This window comes from Methylobacterium sp. 77 (assembly GCF_000372825.1).
In the GTDB taxonomy this organism is placed as follows: Bacteria; Pseudomonadota; Alphaproteobacteria; order Rhizobiales; family Beijerinckiaceae; genus Methylobacterium.
On the sequence record NZ_KB910516.1, the window covers coordinates 1,611,176 to 1,635,217 of the forward strand.

At 68.5% G+C, this 24,042-nt stretch carries 17 protein-coding genes, 1 pseudogene and 1 riboswitch; of the genes and pseudogenes, 10 read left to right on the top strand and 8 right to left on the bottom strand.

What is annotated here, in order from left to right; genetic code table 11:
• Positions 1-5 precede the first annotated feature (5 nt).
• From A3OK_RS0107635 to A3OK_RS0107645, 3 genes are read left to right on the top strand one after another with little or no spacing between them, the layout of a single operon-like run.
• Entirely contained in the window at positions 6-1,325 is a 1,320-nt protein-coding gene (locus A3OK_RS0107635; RefSeq protein WP_019904352.1) for a GNAT family N-acetyltransferase, read from the top strand.
• On the top strand, positions 1,322-2,482 hold the full coding sequence (locus A3OK_RS0107640) for a M20 aminoacylase family protein (protein WP_019904353.1): 1,161 nt from the start codon (positions 1,322-1,324) through the stop codon (positions 2,480-2,482). Before A3OK_RS0107635 ends, A3OK_RS0107640 begins: the two co-directional genes overlap by 4 nt.
• Positions 2,479-2,982, top strand: a complete 504-nt coding sequence (locus tag A3OK_RS0107645) for a glutathione peroxidase (protein WP_019904354.1) — start codon at positions 2,479-2,481, stop codon at positions 2,980-2,982. The genes A3OK_RS0107640 and A3OK_RS0107645 overlap by 4 nt, the downstream gene beginning before the upstream one ends.
• Position 2,983: 1 nt before the next feature.
• Here the strand turns inward: A3OK_RS0107645 and A3OK_RS0107650 are convergent, their stop codons facing one another.
• Positions 2,984-3,931 (bottom strand): cation diffusion facilitator family transporter, encoded by a 948-nt coding sequence (locus A3OK_RS0107650; protein ID WP_019904355.1) that lies wholly within the window; start codon positions 3,929-3,931, stop codon positions 2,984-2,986.
• A 111-nt stretch (positions 3,932-4,042) separates the two neighbouring features.
• Between A3OK_RS0107650 and A3OK_RS0107655 the strand changes: the two genes are divergently transcribed.
• A complete protein-coding gene (locus A3OK_RS0107655; RefSeq protein WP_026597037.1) occupies positions 4,043-4,489 on the top strand; it encodes an HIT family protein in 447 nt (148 codons plus the stop codon).
• A 1-nt stretch (position 4,490) separates the two neighbouring features.
• On the opposite strand, the gene A3OK_RS0107660 is transcribed toward A3OK_RS0107655, so the two are convergent.
• The 3 genes from A3OK_RS0107660 to A3OK_RS0107670 form a co-directional block, all read right to left on the bottom strand.
• The gene (locus A3OK_RS0107660; RefSeq protein ID WP_019904357.1) at positions 4,491-4,895 is read right to left on the bottom strand and encodes a PilZ domain-containing protein; all 405 of its coding nucleotides are present in this window, start codon (positions 4,893-4,895) and stop codon (positions 4,491-4,493) included.
• A gap of 98 nt (positions 4,896-4,993) precedes the next feature.
• A complete protein-coding gene (locus tag A3OK_RS0107665; RefSeq protein WP_019904358.1) occupies positions 4,994-5,221 on the bottom strand; it encodes a hypothetical protein in 228 nt (75 codons plus the stop codon).
• Positions 5,222-5,390: 169 nt separating this feature from the next.
• Positions 5,391-7,469, bottom strand: coding sequence for an NAD(+) synthase (locus A3OK_RS0107670; protein WP_245259329.1), 2,079 nt, complete (start codon positions 7,467-7,469; stop codon positions 5,391-5,393).
• 286 nt (positions 7,470-7,755) lie between these two features.
• On the opposite strand from A3OK_RS0107670, the gene A3OK_RS0107675 reads away from it, so the two are divergent.
• Together A3OK_RS0107675 and A3OK_RS0107680 are read left to right on the top strand one after the other, a co-directional pair.
• Entirely contained in the window at positions 7,756-11,139 is a 3,384-nt protein-coding gene (locus tag A3OK_RS0107675; RefSeq protein WP_019904360.1) for a DNA translocase FtsK, read from the top strand.
• Positions 11,140-11,248: 109 nt separating this feature from the next.
• The gene (locus tag A3OK_RS0107680; protein ID WP_019904361.1) at positions 11,249-12,160 is read left to right on the top strand and encodes an outer-membrane lipoprotein carrier protein LolA; all 912 of its coding nucleotides are present in this window, start codon (positions 11,249-11,251) and stop codon (positions 12,158-12,160) included.
• A gap of 231 nt (positions 12,161-12,391) precedes the next feature.
• On the opposite strand, the gene A3OK_RS0107685 is transcribed toward A3OK_RS0107680, so the two are convergent.
• Complete coding sequence (locus A3OK_RS0107685) at positions 12,392-13,132, bottom strand: lysophospholipid acyltransferase family protein (RefSeq protein WP_036302683.1); 741 nt, start codon at positions 13,130-13,132, stop codon at positions 12,392-12,394.
• 139 nt (positions 13,133-13,271) lie between these two features.
• Here A3OK_RS0107685 and A3OK_RS22500 point away from each other — a divergent pair.
• Positions 13,272-14,082, top strand: a pseudogene (locus tag A3OK_RS22500) (exodeoxyribonuclease III).
• A gap of 265 nt (positions 14,083-14,347) precedes the next feature.
• Here A3OK_RS22500 and A3OK_RS22505 read toward each other — a convergent pair.
• Positions 14,348-16,174, bottom strand: a complete 1,827-nt coding sequence (locus A3OK_RS22505; RefSeq protein WP_019904366.1) for a hypothetical protein — start codon at positions 16,172-16,174, stop codon at positions 14,348-14,350.
• A 180-nt stretch (positions 16,175-16,354) separates the two neighbouring features.
• Positions 16,355-16,466: riboswitch (SAM-I-IV-variant riboswitch) on the top strand.
• A gap of 51 nt (positions 16,467-16,517) precedes the next feature.
• On the opposite strand from A3OK_RS22505, the gene A3OK_RS0107705 reads away from it, so the two are divergent.
• Entirely contained in the window at positions 16,518-17,585 is a 1,068-nt protein-coding gene (locus A3OK_RS0107705; RefSeq protein WP_026597038.1) for a low specificity L-threonine aldolase, read from the top strand.
• A gap of 102 nt (positions 17,586-17,687) precedes the next feature.
• On the opposite strand, the gene A3OK_RS0107710 is transcribed toward A3OK_RS0107705, so the two are convergent.
• A complete protein-coding gene (locus A3OK_RS0107710) occupies positions 17,688-17,987 on the bottom strand; it encodes a hypothetical protein (protein WP_019904368.1) in 300 nt (99 codons plus the stop codon).
• Between the two features lie 500 nt (positions 17,988-18,487).
• On the opposite strand from A3OK_RS0107710, the gene rpsO reads away from it, so the two are divergent.
• Together rpsO and pnp are read left to right on the top strand one after the other, a co-directional pair.
• Positions 18,488-18,757: a 30S ribosomal protein S15 gene (rpsO, locus tag A3OK_RS0107715; RefSeq protein WP_018044126.1), complete on the top strand. Its 270-nt coding sequence runs from the start codon at positions 18,488-18,490 to the stop codon at positions 18,755-18,757.
• Positions 18,758-19,024: 267 nt separating this feature from the next.
• Positions 19,025-21,196, top strand: coding sequence for a polyribonucleotide nucleotidyltransferase (gene pnp, locus A3OK_RS0107720; RefSeq protein ID WP_019904369.1), 2,172 nt, complete (start codon positions 19,025-19,027; stop codon positions 21,194-21,196).
• 165 nt (positions 21,197-21,361) lie between these two features.
• Here the strand turns inward: pnp and A3OK_RS0107725 are convergent, their stop codons facing one another.
• Positions 21,362-23,524 (bottom strand): molybdopterin oxidoreductase family protein, encoded by a 2,163-nt coding sequence (locus A3OK_RS0107725; RefSeq protein WP_019904370.1) that lies wholly within the window; start codon positions 23,522-23,524, stop codon positions 21,362-21,364.
• Positions 23,525-24,042 lie beyond the last annotated feature (518 nt).

The window sequence follows — 24,042 nt, forward strand, 5'->3', positions numbered from 1 at the left end:
CGCCTATGGAAAAGACCGGATCGACAGCCGAGGCTGCGCTGGATTCCGCCCTGACCCTGCAGGTTCGCGCGGTCACGGGCCTGACCCAGATTCCCGCTTCGGAATGGGATGCCTGCGCCACCTCGCCGGAGACCCTGTCGGCGGGGGACGAGACCCACAATCCGTTCGTCTCCCACGCCTTCCTCTCGGCGCTGGAAGATTCCGGCTGCGTCTCGCGCAAGACCGGCTGGCTGCCCCTCCACGTGGCGGTGGAGCGCGCGGGGCGGCTCGTCGGGGTCGCGCCGTGCTACCTGAAATCTCACAGCCAGGGCGAATACGTGTTCGACCATGGCTGGGCCGACGCCTACGAGCGCGCCGGCGGGGATTATTACCCGAAGCTCCAGGTCAGCGTGCCGTTCACGCCGGTGACCGGCCCGCGCTTCCTGATCGCGCCGGGGCAGGACGTGGCCGAGGCGGCCTCCGCGCTCGTCGCCGGCCTGCGCGCGCTCAGGGCAGAGACCAAGGCCTCCTCGATCCACGTCACCTTCATGCAGGAGCGCGAGTGGGAGCAGGCCGGCGAGCTCGGCATGCTCCAGCGCGTCGACCAGCAGTTCCACTGGACCAACCAAGGCTATGCCGGGTTCGAGGATTTCCTCGGGGCGCTGGCTTCGCGCAAGCGCAAGGCGATCCGGCGCGAGCGCCGCGACGCCCTGGCCAACGGGATCACCATCGAGCACGTCACCGGCGCCGACCTGACGCCGGCCCATTGGGACGCGTTCTACGAGTTCTATTCCGATACCGGCGCGCGCAAATGGGGCCGGCCCTATCTCAACCGCCTGTTCTTCGGCCTGCTCGGCGAGCGCATGCCCGAGCGCGTCCTGCTGGTGATGGCCAAGCGCGAGGGGCGCTACGTCGCGGGCGCCATCAACCTCATCGGAGACGTGGCCCTCTACGGCCGGAACTGGGGCTGCAACGAGGACCACCCGTTCCTGCATTTCGAGGTCTGCTACTATCAGGCCATCGATTTCGCGATCGCGCGCGGCCTCCGGCGGGTCGAGGCCGGCGCGCAGGGGGAGCACAAGCTCGCCCGCGGCTACGCCCCGGTGCTGATGCATTCCGCCCACGACATCGCCGATCCCGGCCTGCGCCGGGCCATCGCCGATTACCTCCGCCGCGAGCGCGAGCACGTGGTCGAGGCGGCCTCGATGCTCGGCGAGATGACCCCCTTCCGTCGGGACGGCACGATTCCCGCTCCCGACAGCTCGAACCAAGAGAATCCCGACCAAGAGACCCCCGACCGAGGGGCTTCGGATCGGCAGACCCCGGATCAAGAGGAGCGTTCATGAGCCCGATCGACCGCATCAAGGCCTTCGCCGACGACCTCACGGCGATCCGCCGGGACATCCACGCCCATCCCGAGATCGGCTTCGAGGAGGTGCGCACCTCGAATCTCGTGGCCGAGCAGCTGGAGCGCTACGGCATCGAGGTCCATCGCGGGCTCGGTGGAACCGGCGTCGTCGGCGTGCTCGAGGGACGATCGGCCAAGGGCCGCCGCATCGGCCTGCGGGCCGAGATGGACGCGCTGCCGATCGAGGAGGAGACCAACCTCCCCCATCGCTCGACGATTCCGGGCAAGATGCACGCCTGCGGTCATGACGGGCACACCACCATGCTGCTCGGCGCGGCGCGCTACCTCGCCGAGACCCGCGATTTCGACGGCACCGCCCTGTTCGTGTTCCAGCCGGCGGAGGAAGGGCTCGGCGGCGCCCGCGCCATGCTCGCCGACGGGCTGTTCGCGCGCTTCCCCTGCGACGAGATCTACGGGCTGCACAACACGCCCAGCGGCCCGCACGGCAAGCTCAAGATCCGTCCCGGCCCGATGATGGCGGCGGCCGATTTCTTCGACATCCGCATCACCGGGCGTGGCGCCCACGCGGCCGAACCCCATCGCGGCCTCGATTCCATCGTGGCGGCCTCGGCCCTGGTCCAGGCGATGCAATCCATCGTCTCGCGCAATGCCGACCCGCTGAAGAGCGCGGTGGTCTCGGTGACTCAGATCCATGCGGGTGCGGCCTACAACGTCATTCCCGAGGGCGCCCATCTCGCCGGCACGGTGCGGACCTTCGATGCGGGCGTGCGCAAACTCGTCTCCGCGCGCATCCGCGAGATCGCCAAGGGCATCGCCCTCGCCCACGGCGTCACGATCGAGGTGGATCTCCGCGACGTGTTCTCCGTCCTCGAGAACAGCGCCGACCATGCGGCGGCGGCGGCGGAGATCGCCCGCGAGATCTTCGGGGCCGAGGGCGTCGACGACGACACCGTGCCGCGCATGGGCAGCGAGGATTTCGCCGACATGCTGATGGCGGTGCCGGGCGCCTATGCCTGGATCGGCGCGACGCCGGGGCCGGGCCTGCACAACGCGGCCTTCGATTTCGACGACAGCATCATCCCGCTGGGCAGTTCCTACCTCGCCCGCCTGGTCGAGAGACGCACCGCCGCATGACCCGCCTCCACGACCTCACCCCGAAGGCCGCCGACGGGGCGCCCTACCCGCTCGCGCAGCATCGGGGCAGGGTCGTGCTCGTGGTCAACACCGCCTCGAAATGCGGCTTCACGCGGCAATATGCGGATCTCGAGAGCCTGTGGCGCCGGCACCGCGACGAGGGGTTCGTGGTGCTCGGCTTTCCCTGCAACCAGTTCGGGCGGCAGGAGCCGGGTGATGCCGCCGAGATCGCCCGGTTCTGCAGCCTGACCTACGACGTGACCTTTCCGGTCCTCGCCAAGATCGAGGTCAACGGCCCGGCGACCGACCCGGTCTTCGCCCATCTCAAGCGTGAGAAGCCGGGGCTTTTGGGCATCGCGGCGATCAAGTGGAACTTCACCAAGTTCCTGGTCGGCCGCGACGGCCGCGCCATCCGGCGCTACTCGCCCATCGTCAAGCCCACGGGCCTGGAGGCCGATCTCGTCTCCGCCCTCGCCGTCAGGAATTCGGCGACGGCCTGAGTCAGGCGGGGACCGGCTCCTTCGCCTGGATCTCGATGAAGACGCGCTTCACCGCCGGGATCTGTGCCTTGAGCCGGGCATCGAGGCGGCCGACCATGGCCTCCACCGCGCCGGCATCGAGGCTGTCCTCCATGTCGAGGCTGATATTCACGAGGATGTCGGACGGACCGAGATGCTGGGTCAGCACCGCGTTGACGTGCCGGATGCCGGTCTCGCTGCGCACGGTCTTCTCGATCGCCGACACGGTCTCGGGCGCCGCCGCCTCGCCGACGAGCAGGCCATGGGTCTCGATCATCAGGAAGATCGCCATCCCGATCAGGATCGCGCCGATGCCGATGGAGGACCAGCCGTCGAGGGAGGGCATCTGCAGCCATTCCGCGAGGACGACCCCCGCGATGGCCACCATCAGACCGAGGAGGGCGGCGATATCCTCGATCAGCACGGTGAACAGGGCGGGATCCTTGCTGCGGCGGATCGCGGTGATCGCTTCCCGGTCGCCCTTCTCGGCCCAGAACGCCTTGAGGGCGACGGCGCAGGAATAGCCCTCGGCCAGGACCGCGAAGCCGAGGATGCCGAGATTGACCCAGAAGCCGGGGATGGTGTGGCCCGCGATCACCGCGTCGGCGGAGGCTTCCGGGTAGTGGATCTTGTGGATGCCCTCGTAGACCGCAAAGGCCCCGCCGCCGAGGAAGATGAAGAGCGCGACGATGAAGGCGTAGAAATACACCTCGCGGCCATAGCCGAAGGGAAAGCGCGCATCGGCCGGCTTCTTCGCCCGCGACAGGCCGACGAGGAGGAGGATCTGATTGGTCGTGTCCACCAGCGAGTGGACGCCCTCGGCCAGCATGGCCGAGGAACCGGTGAAGAAGGCACCCACGAATTTCGCGACGGCGATGGCGAGGTTTGCTCCTGCGGCGGTGTAGATCGCGCCGTTGCTCTCATGCGCCATGAAGGCGGTTCACTCCCGGGAGGTTCGGCCGCGCGCCGTGGACGCCGAGGGCCAGTCTGTGCAAGGTCCGGCCGACACCCGCAGACGAAATCCGCGATGGAGCCGGCATTCATGTCCTCAAACGTCGAACCTGCGCAGTACGATCCCGAGAACATCTTCGCCAAGATCCTGCGCGGCGAGATTCCCGCCCAGACGGTCTACGAGGACGAGCACACCCTGGCCTTCATGGACGTGATGCCCCAGGGGCCGGGCCATACCCTGGTGATCCCCAAGGCGCCGGCGCGCGGCCTCCTCGACGCCGATCCGGCCTCGCTGGCCGCCACCGTGGCGACCGTGCAGCGGGTCGCCCGCGCGGTGAAGGCGGCGTTCGCGGCCGATGGCCTGACGATCTTCCAGTACAACGAGCCGGCCGGCGGACAGACGGTGTTCCACCTCCACGTCCACATCGTTCCGCGCTTCGAGGGCGTGGCGCTCGGGCGTCATACGGGGGGCATGGCCGACAAGGACGTGCTCGCCGATCATGCGGGCAAGATCCGCGCGGCGCTCGCCGGGGTTTGATTCAGGCGACGTTGATGGCGGCCGGCGTCGCGGCGATCAGCCGGCGCAGGGCGGCGTTCTCGGCTTCGAGCTCGCTGATGCGGCGGACGAGCGCCAGCATCCCCGTCGAATCGGCCTGCGGCGTCGCGGCCGCTGGCGGTTCCGCGGCCGGCGCGGCGTCGTCGACGAACGCGATGCCGATGCCGTCGGTACGGCGCCAGCGCAGGCTCGCCTTGTAGGTCCGCTCCTTCTGGGGAATGAACAGCTCGAACACCTCCGGAAGCGTCGCGGTTTCCGAGAGAGCGAGGCGCGCGCCGGTGGCCGACATGTCGCGCACGAGGCAATCCATGCTCGATGCGCCGTTGTTGAAGATGATGCGGCCCTTGAGGAACGTCCTCTGCCGCGGTTCCCTGCGATTGTCCGACATGAGGGTCGGTCTCCGGCTCGGCTTCGTGCGACCGGGACCTTTGCACGGCGTGCCTTAAGGAATGCTCGCCATGACCGCCGAGAGAGCGAAGGACGGCATCAATTGAAGCGCCGGTCCATCGTCTCGAACAGATAGAAGCCGTTGAAGCGCACCGCCGTGGTCGCGGCCCGTTCATCGAAATCGTCCGGCGCCTCGGCCTCGTCGCGCAGGCGTCCGCTGAACGCCCAGTTCCGTCCGCTCAGGAAACTCGGAACCGCACGGCTCTCGGGCACCGCGCAGCACAGGCCGCTGACGGACTTCAGGCAGAACACGTTGTAGCTTTGCATCGGTCGGTCTCCGACTGGCCACCCCGACTCGGGCTGATAGTGGCATAATCGGACCGGACTGTGTCGCTTAAAGTCGGCTGCGTCGCCGGGGACACCGCAGCGGGCGTCAGAGCGTTGCGATCGCAGGATGTTTTGCGAATCATCGGTTCCCGCTCTTCCGCATCCTGCCCTAGTTTTCCGGGACGTTGCGGGCGAGCTCGTCGAGCCAGATCCGGGCATTGCCGTCGGATGGCGCCCGCCAGTCGCCACGCGGGGAGAGGGCGCCCCCGGCCACGACCTTCGGTCCGTTGGGCATCGCCGAGCGCTTGAACTGGCTGAAGCCGAAGAAGCGCTGCAGGAATACGCCGAGCCAGGAACGGATCTCCGCCAGCGTGTAGGCCTGGCGCTTCGATGAGGGGAAGTCCGGCGGCCACGCGCCGCGCGCCGCGTCGCCCCAGGCATGCAGCGCCAGGAAGGCGATCTTCGACGGGCTGAACCCGTGGCGCAGGGTGTAGAACAGGGTGAAATCCTGCAGCGCGTAGGGGCCGATCCTGGCCTCCGTGCTCTGGGGCGAGGCGCCCTCCTCCGCCGGCACGAGTTCGGGCGAGATCTCCGTGTCGAGGATCGCGCGCAGGGTCGCGTCGGCCTCATGCCCGATCTGGCCGCTGGCGACGACCCAGCGGATCAGGTGCTGGATCAAGGTCTTGGGCACTCCGGAATTGACGCCGTAATGGCTCATCTGGTCGCCGACGCCGTAGGTGCACCAGCCGAGCGCCAGTTCCGACAGGTCGCCCGTGCCGATGACGATGGCACCGTTCTGGTTGGCGAGCCGGAACAGGTAATCGGTGCGCAGGCCGGCCTGCACGTTCTCGAAGGTGACGTCGTAGACCGGCTCCCCCCGCCCGAACGGATGGCCCATATCGGCGAGCATCTGCCGCGCCGCCGGCCTGATGTCGATCTCCGCCGCCGTCGTCCCCAGCGCCGCCATCAGCGCATGGGCGTTGGCCTTGGTGGCCTCCGAGGTGGCGAAGCCCGGAAGGGTGTAGGCGAGGATGTCCGCGCGCGGCAGGCCGAGCCTGTCGAACGCCTTGGCGACGACGATGAGGGCATGAGTCGAATCGAGGCCGCCCGAGATGCCGATCACGGCCTTGCCGGTGCCGGTGGCCGCGAGGCGCTGGGCGAGGCCCGCCACCTGGATGCTGTAGGCCTCGTAGCAATCCTGGGCGAGGCGGGCGACGTCGGCCGGCACGAACGGGAAGCGTTCCACCCGCCGCTTCAGGCCGAGATCGTCCGCCGGCGGATCGAGGCGAAAGCCGATCGTGCGATAGGAGAGCCCGCGCGCGCGGGCATTGTCGTCGAAGCTTCCCGCCTGGAGTCGCTCCTGCGCCAGGAGGTCGAGGTCGATATCGGCGAGGGTCGTCACCGGCCCGGCCGCGAAGCGCTCGCCCTCGGCGAGGCGGATGCCCGCCTCGTCGATGCTGGTCTGGCCGTCCCAGGACAGGTCGGTGGTGGATTCGCCGAGTCCCGCCGCCGCGTAGACATAGGCGCACAGGCCGCGCATCGACGCCGCGCGCGTGAGCAGGGCCCGCGACTCGGCGCGGCCCACGGTGATCGGGCTGCCCGAGAGGTTGGCGAGGATGGTGGCACCGGCAAGCGCCGCATCGGCGCCGGGGGAGGCGGGAACCCAGAGATCCTCGCAGATCTCGATGCCGAGGGTGAAGCCGGGCAGGTCCTCGGCCGCGAAGAGCAGGTCGGTGCCGAACGGCGCTTCGATGCCGCCGAGGGTGATGATCTCGCCGAGGATGCCGGCGCCGGGGGCGAAATGGCGCTTCTCGTAGAATTCCCGGTAATTCGGCAGGTAGCTCTTGGGCACCACCCCGAGCAGCCGGCCCCGGTGGATAGCGAGCGCGCAATTATAGATCCGGTGACGCCAGCGCAGCGGCGCGCCGACGACGAGGACCGGCGTCAGGTCGGCCGAGGCCGCGACGATGCGGACGAGCGCCGCCTCCACCGCATCGAGCAGGGTCGCCTGCAGCAGCAGGTCCTCGATGGCATAGGACGAGACGCAGAGTTCCGGGAAAACCGCGAGCGCCGCCCCTGCCCGATGGCACTCGCCCGCGAGCGTCAGGATCTCGTCGGCGTTGCGCTGAGGCTCGGCCGGGTGGCTTCGCCCGGCGCAGGCCGCCACGCGGGCAAAGCCGTGACGATAGAGGGACTTGAAGGCGATCGCTCGTTCGGTATCGGCCAAGGGGCGGGTGGCCTCTCGCAAGGGTGACGCGGGCTCGTGCATCGCGAGGCGACGGACCGCTGGGGCTCCACGGGGAAAATCCGTGTGATCAAAAGCCCTTCATCGGGTTCGCTAACCTAACCTGTCGCGCGTCGGCGCTCCAGGGGGAGGCGGGATTCTCCACGGCCGGACACCGGACGTTTCGAAGCGTTGGGGCAAGCGTCTCTTAACCGGGCAAGCGTCTGTTAACGACGTTGGCCCTAGCGTGGTGAAGAACCGCTCCTGTCGAGGAAGCGGACCGGTACCCTTCGAGTCAATCCAGAGCATCATGCGCGCATCGGGACGGCCTCCCTATTCTCATCGTGATCCCTCCCGGCCCGGACGCGGCGGCGACCGCCCCGGCCTGACCCTGGGAGCCCTGGCGCACCGGCTGATCAGCCTGCGCGCGAGCCTGACCCGGCGTCTTTCCGGACCGCCGCAGCGTCCGAGCCTCGTCTCGCCGCGTCCCGCGCCATCCTGGCTCACGGCGCCGCGGGACATGGTGCACGACGCCCCCGCCTCCCATACCCACTCCCATGCCCACTCCCATGCCCAGCCGCAGGCCTGGTCCGAGCGGAGCGAGTGGGCGGAGCCGCAGGGCTGGCCGGACCACGTCTTCGACGACCGCGCCACCCCCGACCTCGCCCGCTCCTCCGGCATCGCGGCCCTGGACCCGACCGGCGAGAGCCGGATCGACCACGACGCGTCGAGCCCGCGCGTGCTGATCCGCTCGCCGCGCCGCCCTGCCTCGATCACGCCCGAGGGCTACGATGTGCCGGCCTACACGGCCGCCGCCGAGCCGGTCGCCCCGGCGGTGCGCTACACCCGCACGCCCGATCCGGTGCTGCAGGAGCGCCGCCAGCGGGCGCTCGACGCCGAGCGTCTGGCCCAGGAAGAACAGGTCCGCGCCGCCTTGCAGGCGCAGGATGACGCGCGTCGCGCCGCCGAACTCGCCGCCCTCGCCGCGGAGGAGGCCGAGCGTGCCGCCGCCGAGGCCGCGGAGGCCGCGCTCCTGGCCGCGCTCCCGCCCGAGCCGCCGCAGCCGCTGTGGCGCCAGCCCTATACCCCGCCGCCCGGCGTGCGCTTCTTCCGCTCGCCCGACCGTCGTCCGCAGGCCGTCCTCGCCACCGTCGTCGACGAGCCGCTGCCGGTCCCGGCGAGCGTGACCGTGGCGGAGCCCGCCCCGCTGCCGATAGACCGCGACTGGACCGACGTTCCGGATTGGGCCGCCATGCGCGCCTGGTTCGACGGCGAGGATTCGACCGCCCTCGAGACCTGGTCGGCGATCCACGCGGATTCCCCTGGCGCCCCGTTTGTGCCCGACATCGCCACGGCGCAGGCGGTCGGCCCGGACGCGGTCGTGCCGGTGCCCTTCGTCGTCTCGCCGCCCGTGGACATCTCCCTGCTGCGCGCGCTTCCGCCGAACCCCGTCTACGTCTTCGACCGCCTCGTCCGGTTCGATCGCGGCGGCGCATTCCAGCCCGCCGACGGTCAGGATAACGGCCAGATCGATGCCCTGCCCGGCGAGCCCAGCCACGAGGATCGCGTCGCGGCGGTTGCCGAGGCGGCGACCCTGTCGCTCGTCATCGCGCCGACCGGAGCGGTGTCGCAGCGTTCCGCCCTCGTCTCGGCCATGGCCGCCCGCGCCGCGATCCGCCCTGCCCGCATGACGGCCGCGCAGAACGAGGCCCCCGTGGTCGAGGCCCGATCGGTCGAAGCCCCTGTGATGCAGGCTTTCGCCCCTCAGGCCCCCTCCCCTACCACGGTCGCCCACCCGCAGGTCGCTCCCGTCATCGTTCCGGTGCCGCCGCGCCCCGTCCTGCTGCGCAATCCGAAGGCGGCGCCCGCCCCCGCGCCGACCCCTGAACCCGAGCCGGAGGTGGCACCGGAAGAGTCCGTGGCCGTCGCCGAGGTCGAGGAGGCGCCGGCGCCCGTGCTCGCCCTGCCCGCTCCGGCGCCTGCCCCGCAGGCATCCCGCGCGATCTTCCCCGAGCCCCGCGCCACGCTGATCCCGGCCGGCCGGCACACGCCGATGTCGCTGGTGGAGAACGAGGATTACGAGCACCCCTCCCTCGAACTCCTGGCCGAGCCGCCGGTGAGCGGGACCGAGGAGGTCGATGCCGACGTGCTGGAGCAGAACGCGCTCAACCTTCAGCAGACGGTGCAGGATTTCGGCGTGCGCGGCGACATCCTCGCCGTGCGCCCCGGCCCGGTCGTGACGCTCTACGAACTCGAGCCGGCGCCCGGCACCAAGTCGAGCCGCGTCATCGGCCTGTCGGACGACATCGCCCGCTCGATGTCGGCGGTCTCGGCCCGCGTCGCGGTCGTGCCCGGACGCAACGTCATCGGCATCGAACTGCCGAACGAGACGCGCGAGACCGTGTATCTGCGCGAACTCCTGTCCTCGGCCGATTTCTGCATCAGCAAGCACAAGCTCGCCCTCTGCCTCGGCAAGAATATCGGCGGCGAGCCGATCATCGCGGATCTGGCCAAGATGCCCCACCTGCTGGTGGCCGGCACCACCGGTTCGGGCAAGTCGGTGGCCATCAACACCATGATCCTGTCGCTGCTCTACCGGATGAAGCCCGAGGAGTGCCGCCTGATCATGGTCGATCCGAAGATGCTGGAACTGTCGGTCTATGACGGCATCCCGCACCTGCTCTCCCCCGTCGTCACCGACCCGAAGAAGGCGGTCATCGCCCTCAAATGGGCGGTGCGCGAGATGGAGGAGCGCTACAAGAAGATGTCGAAGATCGCGGTCCGCAACATCGACGGCTACAATGCCCGGATGGCGGAAGCGCGGGCCAAGGGCGAGATCATCACCCGCGAGGTCCATACCGGCTTCAACCGCGAGACCGGCCAGGCCGTGTTCGAGACCGAGGAGATGGACCTCTCGGCCCTGCCCTACATCGTCATCGTGGTCGATGAGATGGCCGACCTGATGATGGTGGCCGGCAAGGACATCGAGGGCGCGATCCAGCGTCTCGCGCAGATGGCGCGCGCCGCCGGCATCCACCTGATCATGGCGACGCAGCGCCCCTCGGTCGACGTCATCACCGGCACGATCAAGGCGAACTTCCCGACCCGGATCAGCTTCCAGGTCACGAGCAAGATCGACAGCCGCACGATTCTCGGCGAGATGGGCGCGGAGCAGCTGCTCGGCCAGGGCGACATGCTGTTCATGGCCGGCGGCGGACGCACCACCCGCGTCCACGGCCCGTTCTGCTCGGATTCGGAAGTCGAGAGCGTGGTCGCCCATCTCAAGCGCCAGGGCCGGCCGTCCTATCTCGAAGCCGTCACCGTCGACGACAACCCGCCCGAGGAGAAGCCGGCCAAGGCCTCCAAGGCCGAGAAGGCGGCCGCCGCCGATGCCGATGAGATCGACGCGCCGATCTTCGATGCCAGCGCCTATGCCGGCGGCGGGATCGACGCGGGGGCCGACCTCTACGATCAGGCGGTGCAGGTGGTGATGCGGGACCGCAAGGCTTCGACCAGCTACATCCAGCGCCGCCTCCAGATCGGCTACAACCGCGCCGCCTCGATCATGGAGCGGATGGAGGTCGAGGGCATCGTCGGGCAGGCCAACCATGCCGGCAAGCGCGATATCCTGATGGAGATGGCACCGTCGTCCATGGGCTCCTCGATGGGCGCCGCGATGGATTACGACGATTGAGCCGATGCCTCCCTCGCCGGCGGGGGAGGTTCGACGCCGCCCGTCCCATATTCGCCACAGGGTGGGGTTCTAAGCCGGAAGCCCACCCGACTTCGGAGAACGCGCCACGATGACCGGCCGCCGCCACACCCTCGCCGCCGGCTCGCTCTTCGTGCTGGCCGCCAGCCTGCAGCCCGCACCGGCCTCAGCGCAGGTCTCTTCCTTCCTCGACGGCCTGTTCGGCCGCAAGGAACAGCCCGCTCCGGCCCCGGCGCCCGAGCCGGAAGCGGCCCCGGCCGCTCCCCCCGCCGCGAAGAAGCCGACGGCCCAGGCGCCGAAACCCGCCAAGGATGCCAAGGCGACCGCCGACAAGGCAGCGCCCGGCGCGAAGGCCGGTGCCAAGGCGGCCGCCCCGGACGCGCCCGCCAAGGTCGCCGCCGTCGGCGCGCCCTCGGCCGCCTCGTCGATGCTCGATGCCGAGCCCGCCGCCGTGCTCGCCCAGGCCAACGCCTATTTCAACGGCATGACCACGCTCAGCGGCAGCTTCGTCCAGATCGCCGCCGACGGGCGCCGCATCGGCGGCAAGATCACCCTCGCCAAGCCCGGCCGCCTGCGCTTCGATTACGACCAGCCCTCCCCCATGGAGGTGGTGGCCGACGGCACCTCGGTGGCGGTGAAGGACCGCAAGCTGAAGACCCAGGACCTCTATTTCATCTCGCAGACGCCGCTGAAATTCCTGCTCCGCGACAAGATCGACCTCGCCCGCGACCTCACCGTGTCGGACGTCTCCAACGATCCGGGCGGCATCCGCATCTCGCTGGAGGACCGCGCGACGCTCGGCGGCACCTCGAAGATCCAGCTGTTCTTCGATGCCGAGATGAAGACCCTGAGCCAGTGGCGGATCACCGACCCGCAGGGCTACCAGACCACGGTGCAGCTCTCGAACCTGCAGAAGGGCAAGGCCGTCGACGGCAGCCAGTTCTTCATCAATTACGGGCGCACCGAGGACAAGGCGATGGAAAAGCAGATCAAGGCGCAATGATCACGAGCGCCTTCTTTCTCCCCTCCGCGGGAGAAGGTGGCCCGCGTCAGCGGGTCGGATGAGGGGCGTGAGCCATTCGGAGAGGTCGTCCCCTCTCCCGCCTGCTCCGCAGGCACCCTCCCCCGCGGAGGGGGCAGGGTTTTCGCGTTGATGAAGACCGGGCGATCCGTCACTCGCCTCGTTTCCAGGATCGACTCCAGCTGGCGATTCAGCCGTCCCGGAAAGCTGATGTCACGACGCCTGAAGTCCCATCACCGGGGGGCCGTTCCGCCAGCGATCCAGTTCCGCGTCGATCGCATCCTGCGTGCCCCGCATGAACTCGCCGCCGGAGAGGCCCGGCTTCAGCGCCGTGAGGTAGCTCACCACCACGGTGCCGGGGATGTGGCGCGAACCGCCATGGGGCCAGTACAGGCCGGAATTCACCGCCACCGGCAGCACCGGCAGGCCGAGCTTGGCGTAGAGCAGTTCCACCCCGCGCTTGAACTGCACCGGCGCGTCGATGGTGCTGCGGGTGCCCTCCGGGAACATCAGGATCGAGCGGCCTTCCGCGATGGCGAGGCGGCTCTCGTCGATCATCGTGCGCAGGGCCTGGGTGCCGTTGGCCCGGTCGATGATGATCATCGGCGAACGCCGCAGGAACCAGCCGACGATGGGGATCGCCACGAGTTCGCGCTTGGCGACGATGGCGACGTTGGGGATCAGGATGAGGAAGGCCAGGGTCTCCCAGGCCGATTGGTGGTTGGCCACGATCAGGCATGGCTCGGATGGGATATGCGCCCGCCCCTCCTCGACATAGTCGAGGCCGACGATGTGGCGCAGCCCGAACAGGATGCCCCGCGACCACAGCCGGGTCGCCGCCCGGATCGGCCGGGTCGGGCAGCCGAGGATCGCCAGCACCACGAGGGGGAAGGCGAACAGGGCGGTCCAGCCGGCCCAGTAGGCGTTGAAGAGCGCAGAGCGGGTGCGCGACACGACGGGCGATCCTTCCTGTATCTTCGACGGCGCGTCCTTCTCGATGATGGAACGCGGCAATTGTGCGGCGACGGGCGAGCCGATCCGGTCTATCGAAGCGATCGGCCCAGACCCTTATGACATATGTGAGCTAGACCCGTTGCGCCTCTCCGTCACCACCTGGAACATCAATTCGGTGCGGTTGCGCATCGATCTCGTCCTCCGATTCCTCGCCGAGGCCAAGCCCGACGTGCTCTGCCTGCAGGAGACCAAGTGCCCGGACGACGCCTTTCCGCTCAAGGCCTTGCGCGGATCGGGCTACGAGCATGTCGTGTTCGCCGGCCAGAAGGGCTATAACGGCGTCGCCATCCTGTCGCGCTTTCCCCTGCTCACCCGCGACGTCATGGCCTTCTGCGAAAAGCCGGATGCCCCGCCACATCTCGGCGGTGCTCGGGCCCGAGGCGGGTGCGGCGGCCGGCCTCGCGATCCACAATTTCTACGTCCCCGCGGGCGGCGACGTCCCGGATGTCGGCCTCAACCCGAAATTCGCGCACAAGCTCGACTTCCTGCGCGACCTGCGCGCCTGGGGCGGCCGGCGCATGGCCGGTCCGGCGATCCTGGTGGGCGACCTCAACGTGGCGCCGCTGGAGCACGACGTCTGGTCGCACAAGCAGCTCCTCTCCGTGGTCAGCCACACGCCGGTGGAGACCGAGGCCCTGGAACTCCTGCGCGGGGAAGCCGGCTGGATCGATGCCGCCCGCGTGCTGACGCCGGAGCCGGAGAAGATCTTCACGTGGTGGAGCTACCGCTCGCCCGACTGGTCCGCGGCCAACAAGGGGCGGCGCCTCGACCATGCCTGGGTCTCGCCCGATCTCGCCGGCACGGCCCGTTCGGTGGACGTCTTCCGGGAGGCGCGGGGCTGGGAGCGTCCGTCCGACCATGTCCCGGTGACGCTGACCCTCGAGCTGTGAGCGGCCCGGCGGACCTTGCGTGCCTCACGGCTTCGTGTTCGCCCGCGGAACGCAACGCCCTGCCGATCATTGCTCTCCGGACAGGCGGGCTCCGCCAGAGCCCCCATTCCCCTCGCTCCGGAGCTGCTCCTTCATGCGCAAGCTGATCCTCGCCTTCATCCTTCCCAAGGTCGTGTCCTACCTTCGCCGTCGCTATGCCGGCCGCTCGGGCCGCCCCACGGCCTGAGACCGGACCTCGCTGGGCCCGGGCATGAGAACGCTCGGCTCAGCGTTCCGGGCGGAAGCGCCATAGGAAGACCGGCGTCGCGTCGAGCGGGATGCGTTCGAGCCACGGCACGGATGCGGAGCCCGCGACGAGGCGGTCGGAGAACGGCACCGGACCCGAGCCGGGTTCGCCGTTGCTGCATAGAACGAGATAGGTCGCGCCCGATTCGATGAGGGCGTGCCTCAGCGCCGCCTCGTCGCCGTTGAGGCCTTCGATCGAGGCACGCAGGCCGGCGATCGCGCGGTGATACGGAGCCGCCACCACGGCGTGATGGGTGTGGACCAGGATCGGCGGGCCGTTGTTGATCGCCGCCAGGACGGTTCCGGGCTCCCGCCCATCCAGCGCCTCGAGAGACGCCTTCGCCGTGCAGTTCTGCCAGGCGGCGACAGGGGACGCGGCCTGCTCCGTCGCCGAGCGCACGAGCGCGAAGGGCACCGCCCAGACCTTTGCCAGCAGCAGCACCGCCCCGGCCAGCATCGCGACCCGGCGCCAAGCCGGTGCATCCTCGCGCAGGAGCGTGATGGCGCGGTCGAGCATCGGCGCCGCCACCAGCGCGATGAAGCCCGACGCCACGTAGATCCCCCGAAACTGAAACTGCGCCAGGGCGAAGCCGGTGCCGAGGAACAGGGCCGTCAGGGCCGCGCCTCGCCTGTTCGCCACGGGGCCGCGCCACGCCGCCCAGGCCGCGACGATGGCCGCGAGGGCCAGGGGCACCACGTAGGCCAGGGCCTCGGCGGGCTTTGCCGCCAGCAAAGTGCGGAACGGCAGCATCTCCATCACCTGGTTCAGCCATTCCCTCCGCACGATGTCCGGCATGCCGGTGAACGGGCCGGAGAGACAGGCGGGGAACAGGGCGACGAAGGCGGCGATGGCGCCGGCCCCGAGCATCGCCGTGACGGCGGCCCTTCGCAGCGGGGTCGCGAGCACGGGTGTGAGTGCGCGAGCGCCGATGGCGATGCCGGCTCCGGCGGCGGCGATCCAGAGCCAGGGCGGCGAGAGGGCATCGCATTCCGTTGTCAGCCACAGGCCCGACGCGGTCTGACCGGCGAAGAGGACGAGGGCCGCGCCCGCGAGGCAGAGGGCGAAGGCGAGGAGCGCCGCCAGCGCCCGCTCGCCGTCGAGGATCCAGTCGCCGAGGACGAACAGAGCGGCCAGGGCGATGAAGGGCAGCGCTTCGAGGCCGACGGCCAGGGAGCAGGCCGCGAACAGGCCGGCCAGCGCGGCCTTGCGCCAGGATCGATCGTTGCCGGCGATCGACAGGCCGAGGCCGAGGATGAAGAGCACCTGGATATTGTGGTGGTCGATCCGGCCGAAGGCGAAGAGGCCGCCGAGTTCGCCGGCCTGGGTCGCCGCGAACAGCGACAGCATGGCCGCGCGGCGATTGAAGCGCGCGGCGACCGCCCGGTAGACCAGGGTGAGATAGAGGCCGAACAGCAGCGGCGGCCACAGCGCGACGACGAGGCCTTCCGCCAGGGGGCGCCCGACGATCGGGCTCGCGGCGGCGATCAGACCGGCGAGGGGCGCGTCGACGAAGCGCGACCAGTGCATCGCGGCACCGTTCGGCGGTAGCAACCGGTGCTGGACCATGTCGAACCAGCCCTGCCCGGCCAGCAGATCCCGCACCTGGACGAGGCGCATGGCATCGTCGGTGTCGGGCAGGTTGAGGTGCCGGATCACATCGAGGAGCGCGGTGACGGGATAGAGCGCGTAGAGACCGGAGGCGAGGAGCGCCCACAGGATCGCCGGATGGTCGAAGGGCGAGCGCCCGGAGCCGGTGGCGGAACCGGCGCGAGGTCGGAGCCGGGGCGTCGTCGATGCTGAACTCACCGGATGTCGTCCTCGACCGGGCGTGCGGATCGGCGCCGATACCACGGCGCTCCCTTCGCGATCCTGTCCGGAGACGGTTAACGAGGCCGCCGTATCGGCCGGTCGGAAGACAATCGAAGCGGTGTGTCTGCGTTGGGCGCCATACTGCGTTGCAGCGGAAGGTAGCGCCTGCTATGTGCGCGGTTGCATCAAGAGTCGCGGCGACGCCCGACGCCAACCTGCTGATCCGAGCAAGGTGGAGCCCTCAACGAGACGAGGGGATGTGGCCGAACCGGCAAACAAACGGGTTTCGCCACGAGTCGCTTCGCTTCTGATGCGAGATCGACGGAAGGCGAACGAGACGATGACACCCGAACCCCAGCAATTCGCGAGCGACAATTACGCCGGCATCTGCCCCGAGGCATGGAACGCCACCGAGGCGGCCAATGGCGGCTCGGTGCCGGCCTATGGCGAGGATGCCTGGACGAAACGGGCGGCGGACGCGTTCCGCACTCTGTTCGGCAAGCCGGATGCGGAGGTGTTCTTCGCCTTCAACGGCACGGCCGCGAATTCGCTGGCGCTGGCATCCCTGTGCCAGTCCTATCACAGCGTCATCTGCTCGGCCTCGGCGCATGTGGAGACCGACGAATGCGGCGCGCCGGAATTCTTCTCCAACGGCTCGAAGCTGCTGGTGGCGGCGAGCGGCGACGGCAAGCTCACCCCTGCCCTGATCCGCGGCCTCGCCACCGGCCGCTCGGACATCCATTTCCCGAAACCGCGCGTGGTGACGATCACTCAGCCGACGGAGACGGGGGAGGTCTACACGCTCGACGAGATCCGGGCGATCGCGGCCACCTGCCGCGAGCTCTCCCTGCGCCTCCACATGGACGGGGCGCGCTTCGCCAATGCCTGCGCCAGCCTCGGCTGCGATCCCGCCGAGATGACCTGGAAGGCCGGCGTCGACCTCCTCTGCTTCGGCGGCACCAAGAACGGCATGGCCGCGGGCGAGGCGATCCTGTTCTTCGACCCGGCTCTGGCCGAGGATTTCGGCTACCGCTGCAAGCAGGCGGGGCAGCTCGCCTCCAAGATGCGCTTCCTCACCGCGCCCTGGGTCGGGATGCTGGAGGGCGGCGCCTGGCTCCGCAACGCGGCCCACGCCAATGCCTGCGCGCAGCGCCTCGCCGAGGCGGTGGCGGAATGCCCCGGCATCACCGCCATGTTCCCGGTGGAGGCCAATGCGGTGTTCCTGAGGGCCGCTCCCGAGCGGCTCGACGCCCTGCGGGAGCGGGGCTGGCGCTTCTACACCTTCATCGGCGGCGGCGCCCGGTTCATGTTCGCCTGGGATTCCGACCCCGAACGGATCGATGCGCTGGTTCGGGATATCCGCGCCGTGAGCGCGACGGTCGCGGATCCGGCGGCGCTCGCCGTTTGATCGGGCGATGAGACCGGATGGTGCCTCGCATCCTGCGCGGGCACCGTCGGTCCAGCCAATTCGATCGGCAGCGATTGGCGTTCGGTGATGCGCTCTGCGTTTCTAGTCCGGTTTTTTCGTCTCCGGCACCGCGGCGGTCAGCTCATTGGTGAACGCATCCGACTGTTGCCGGACGAAATTTTTCGTCTCCACCGGAACGACGGCCCAGACGACGGCGGCAATGAAGATCAATGCTGCGATCGTATAGGAGAATGCCTCGAGGACGCCGACCCATCCAAGCAGCAGGGGGATCAGGCTCAGTACCCCTGAGATAAAGAGCGAGCCAAACAAGTAGTAGCTCGATATGAAGGCAATAAGAGCAAAAGTTATTGGTTTGACGATCCGAATGACAATTCTGTCCATTCCATCCCGGCCTTGGGTTCGTTAGCAGGTTGTGTTCATGATTGAGCCAACCAAGCTTGACTTTATGGATATGTTTGACCGCAAACACAACAACTGGAATTTTAGCCGGATATCATCAGTGGGTGGAATGAATTCCAATCTGCAGACAGACAATACGGAAAATCTAGAGGTTGGGGCCGGTGGCGGAGGGGAGCGAATTGGGTCGTCCCACCGGTGCGGAACCGGGCCCTCCCCGCTCCGTCACCGGCGTCGAGGCTCAATCCGATTCGGCGATCGCGCAGGGGCGGATCGATCGGACGGGTCGCGCGACGGGGGTGGCACGCATCCCGGATTCGTGTATGTGTGCCCGAGCCTCGACCCGGAAACGGGCACGGGGCTAAAGCTGCTTGTGGACGCGACCGTGCTGGACGACATCCCGGCACAGGCCACGCCCCAGGCTGAGGCCGACCCTCCATCGCGTGGGCCGTCTCGACCCAAAACCCGTATCGAAAGGGAATGCGATGTCGATTTCAGCAGAGCGCAAGACCGCGCTCATCAAGGAATATGCGACCGGCGGCAAGGATACCGGTTCTCCGGAGGTCCAGGTGGCGATCCTCACCGAGCGGATCACCAACCTCACCGGCCACTTCAAGACCCACGGCAAGGACAACCATTCCCGCCGCGGCCTCCTGAAGATGGTGTCGCAGCGCCGCTCGCTGCTCGATTACGTCAAGCGCAAGGACGAGGCTCGCTACCGCAGCCTCATCGAGCGTCTCGGCATCCGCCGCTAAGGCGAGACTCCACGCGGTCCCGAGCCTCGGCTCCGGGCCGCGTTTTCGTCACGGCATCGGCCTGGAGACCGGGAAACGGTCTCGCGAGACCCGATGCTCCACAACACCCGCGCTGCCGGAATGGGTCCGGCCGCGCGACCCTCGGGCGACTTGGAGGCGCGATGCGCCGGGGACAGGATCGCGCGGCACTCGGCCCCCTCGGTCGAGTGCCGCGCCATCTTGCCCCTGGCGGCGCCGGGTTCGCCCGATCGCAGGAAGGCGAGACATATGTTCGACGTACAACGTGAAGAGCTGATGTGGGGCGACCGCAAGCTCGTCCTCGAGACGGGCAAGGTCGCCCGCCAGGCCGACGGCGCCGTGATGGCGACCTACGGCGAGACCTCGGTGCTGGCCACCGTCGTGTCGGGCAAGGAGCCCAAGGCCGGAATCGACTTCCTGCCGCTCACCGTGAACTACCAGGAGCGCGCCTACGCCGCCGGCCGCATCCCCGGCGGCTACTTCAAGCGCGAGGGCCGTCCGTCCGAGAAGGAGACCCTGGTCTCCCGCCTGATCGACCGTCCGATCCGCCCCCTCTTCGTCGAGGGCTGGCGCAACGATACCCAGGTCGTCGTCACCGTCCTGACCCACGATCTCGAGAACGATCCCGACATCCTCGCCATGGTCGCGGCCTCCGCCGCCCTGACGCTGTCGGGCGTGCCGTTCACGGGCCCGATCGGCGCTGCGCGCGTCGGCTTCATCAACGGCCAGTACATCCTCAACCCGCCGGTGCCCGAGCTCGAGAACTCGACCCTGGATCTCGTCGTCGCCGGCACGCAGGACGCCGTGCTGATGGTGGAATCCGAGGCCAAGGAGCTCGACGAAGAGGTCATGCTCGGCGCCGTGATGTTCGGCCACAAGCATTTCCAGCCGGTCATCGAGGCGATCATCCGCCTCGCCGAGAAGGCCGCCAAGGAGCCCCGCAACTTCTCCGCGCCCGAGAACGGCGACGTGGAGAAGGCCGTCCTCGACGTCTGCGAGGCCGAGCTGCGCGACGCCTACAAGAACACCGTCAAGCAGGAGCGCTACGCCGCCGTCGACGCCGTCAAGGCGAAGGTGATCGCGGCCCTGTGCCCGGCCGAAGGCGAGCAGAAGTTCGCGCCTGAGAAGGTCAAGGCCGCGTTCAAGGAAGCGCAGTCCAAGGTCGTGCGCTGGAACATCCTCGACACCGGTTCGCGCATCGACGGACGCGACGTCCGCACCGTGCGCCCGATCGTGTCTCAGGTCGGCGTGCTGCCGCGCGCCCACGGCTCGTCGCTGTTCACCCGCGGTGAGACCCAGGCCCTCGTGGTCGCCACCCTCGGCACCGGCGAGGACGAGCAGTTCATCGACGCGCTGGAAGGCACCTACAAGGAGACCTTCCTGCTGCACTACAACTTCCCTCCCTACTCGGTGGGCGAGACCGGCCGCATGGGCTCCCCGGGCCGTCGCGAGATCGGCCACGGCAAGCTCGCCTGGCGCGCCGTGCACCCCGTGCTGCCGCCGGCCCACGAGTTCCCGTACACGATCCGCGTCGTGTCCGAGATCACCGAGTCCAACGGCTCGTCCTCGATGGCCTCCGTCTGTGGCGCCTCGCTGTCGCTGATGGATGCGGGCGTGCCCCTGCGCCGTCCGGTGGCCGGCATCGCCATGGGCCTCATCCTCGAAGGTGAGCGCTACGCCGTGCTGTCCGACATCCTCGGCGACGAGGATCACCTCGGCGACATGGACTTCAAGGTGGCGGGCACGGAAGCCGGCATCACCTCGCTGCAGATGGACATCAAGATCGCCGGCATCACCGAGGAGATCATGAAGGTCGCCCTGCATCAGGCGCAGGAAGGCCGCGTCCACATCCTCGGCGAGATGGCCAAGGCCCTCACCGACGCCCGTCCCGAGCTCGGCGAATACGCGCCCCGCATCGAGACCATGCAGATCCCCACCGACAAGATCCGGGAAGTGATCGGCACCGGCGGCAAGGTGATCCGCGAGATCGTCGAGAAGACCGGCGCCAAGATCAACATCGACGACACCGGCACGGTGAAGATCGCCTCCAGCGACGGCAAGGCCATCAAGGCCGCCTATAACTGGATCCGTTCGATCGTAGCGGAAGCCGAGCCGGGCATGATCTATGACGGCACGGTCGTGAAGACGATGGAGTTCGGCGCCTTCGTGAACTTCTTCGGCGCCAAGGACGGTCTCGTCCACATCTCCGAACTCGCCGCTGCCCGCGTCGCCAAGGTCACCGACGTCGTCAAGGAAGGCGACAAGGTCAAGGTGAAGTTCCTCGGCCAGGACGACCGCGGCAAGATCCGCCTCTCCATGAAGGTCGTCGATCAGGAGACCGGCGAGGACATCACCGAGAAGCTCAAGGCCGAGCGCAACGCCGACCAGGACCGCGCCCGCGGCCCGCGTCAGGAGGCGTAATCCGCCTCGGCCTCATGGCCGAACGAGTCTGAGAAGCGCGGTCCCGCGAGGGGCCGCGCTTTTTTCATGGTGTCTGCTGGATAGGCCGCCGCCGACGACGCCGAGCGCCCCTTGGGACGCTCGGCGTCGTTATGGAATGTCTCGTTCAGGCGCTCGGCGACGCCCTCAATTCGCTCGCGAGACCTCGACGAGGTTGTCCGAGAACGAGGGGGCGTGGCCCATATCGGTGAAGGCGCCCGACGAGATGCTGTTGACCGTGCCGTCGTTGAGCTGGCGCCAGTAGCCGAGCGTCGCCACCACGATGCCGGGCTTCACGTCGTCGGTGATGCGGGCCACGCCCTTGAAGGCGCCGCGGTCGTTGGCGACCTGCACCCGGTCACCATCCCTGACGTCGCGGGCGTCCGCGTCGGCTTGACTGATCATCACGAACTGCTCGCCCTGGCCCTTCTGCTTGTCCTCCATGTTCGCGTAGCAGGAGTTCAGGAAGTAGTGGCTCTTGGGCGAGACGATGTTGAGCGGGAAGCGCTTGGCCAGCTCCGGGTCGTTGGTGTGGGATTCGCGCGGGCCGAGATAGTCGGGCAACGGATCGAGCGCCTCGCCGGGCTGGAAGGCCTCGTACATCTGCCGGAACGGCGGTGCGACGAAGTTCGTGGCGCCCTCGACCATGAACATGCACTTGCCGGTCGGCGTCGGGAAGTTGCCCTCCTTGTGCGGAGCCCGGTCGTCCGGCGTGCCGACCTTGAGCCGCGCGAAACCGTGCTCGCGCATATACTGGAGGTCGATGCCCTCGCAGGCCGGCGCGTTCCAGTCGACGTAGTGCTCCAGGCACTCCGTATCGGTCCACTTGAAGTTCTCGTCCTCATAGCCGAGCCGGGCGGCGAGCTGGCGGAAGATCTCGTTGTTCGGGATCGCCTCGCCGGGCGCGTCCGCGCATTTGGTGTTGTAGGTTAGGTAGAGGTGACCCCAGGACAGGATCATGTCCTCCATCTCCGCGCCCATCGTCGCCGGGAGCACGATGTCGGCGTAGGAGGCGGTGTCCGAGATGAAGTGCTCGGCGGAGACCATGAACAGGTCCTCGCGCATCAGCCCCTCGACGATCTTGTCGGTCTCGGGTGCCTGCGTGACCGGGTTCGAGTTCCAGCACATCATCGACATGATCGGCGGATCGAGCTTCAGCTCGCCGGTGAGCGCGCGTCCGATCTGCAGGTTGCTGATGACGCGGGTGCCCTCGGGGATCAGGTCGGGCCGGCACATCACGTCGAACTTGTAGGGGTGCTCCCAGACGCCGAACTGCGTGACGCCGCCGCCGACATGGCGCCAGGCGCCGGTCAGGGCCGGGATGCAGGTCACGGCCCGGATGGTCTGGCCGCCGCCGTAATGTCGCTCCAGCGCCACGCCCATGCGGATGCCCACCGGCTGCTCGGTCGCCATCTCGCGGGCGAGTTTGCGGATGTACTCGGCCGGGACGCCGGTGATCTCGGCGGCCCATTCCGGCGTGCGGGTGCTGGCCCTCTCCTTCAACTCCTCGAAGCCGACCGTGTGGTTGTCGACGTAATCCTGGTCGACGAGGCCTTGTTCGATGATGGAGTTGATCAGCGCCATGGCGAGGGCGCCGTCTGTGCCGGGCTTGGGCGCGATGTGCCAGTCGGCCGCCTTGGCGGTGCGTGAGGCATAGGTGTCGATCACCACGACCTTGGCGCCCTTTTTCTGGGCGTCCTTGACGATGGCCCAGTGGTGCAGGTTCGTCGAGACCGAGTTGCAGGCCCAGATCACGATGTATTTGGAGTGGATGTAGCTGTCCGGATCGAGCCCTGCGGTCGGGCCGACGGTGAGGAGCCACGCGGTGCACGAGCCCTCGCCGCAGAAGGTCCGCTCGGTCACCGTGGCGCCCATGCGGTTGAAGAAGGCGTCGCCGCCGTTCAGCCCGTGCACGAGACCCTGGTTGCCGAGGTAGCTGTAGGGCGCGATGGCCTGCGGCCCGTACTGGTCGATGATCGCCTTCCAGCGCGTGACGATGGTGTCGAGGGCCTCGTCCCAGGTGATGCGCTCGAACTGCCTCTCACCCTTCGGCCCGACCCGCTTCATCGGATACAGCAGCCGGTCCGGGTGGTAGTGGCGCTTCTCGTAATCCTTCAGCTTCACGCAGAGGCCGCCGCGGGTCATCGGGTGGTCCGGGTTGCCGCGTACGCTCAGCAACTCCCCGTCCTTGACCTCGAACAGCATCGAGCAGGTGTCGGGGCAATCGTGCGGACAACCGCCGAAGAAGGTCTCGGTCAGGCTCTCGGCCTCGGCGACCAGCAGGGAGTCGGGCTTGACGATCTCGTTCATGTTTCCTCCGCCGCCGGGCGTCCCGCGTTATTGTTCTCGCGAGCCGGCCAAATACGGCGTCAGGATGCACTTAAGTGCGAACGATTCCAAGTTCGGCCCCGCTCGAGGGCCAGATTGGCGCGGGTTCGTGGCGTCGCGGGACGTGCCGCCGCCAGTGCGGCGCAACGGCCGGCATCCGGGCGCATCGACGTCGTCGCCTTCGGCTAATCCTCGGTCACCGAGACGGCGATCCGCGCGCTGCATCGGAAGTTGGACGAACCCGCTCCACCCAATGCCGGGACCGGACAGCCGGTGGCCGAAATCCGGCACTTGGTAGACATTCCTGAATGTCCGAGAGGGGTCGAGTGCGGGCGGTACTGAACGGGAGGGACCTGCGTCCGGCTACGCCGTCTTGCGCGGAGCACTGAGGAGGCCAGGCACCACCCGGCCGCCCTCGCCGAACGCCTTGCCAGCCTCCTCGCAGACGTTTGACAGCGCTTCGAAATCGCTCTTGGCAGCATTGGCCCCTCGACCATCGC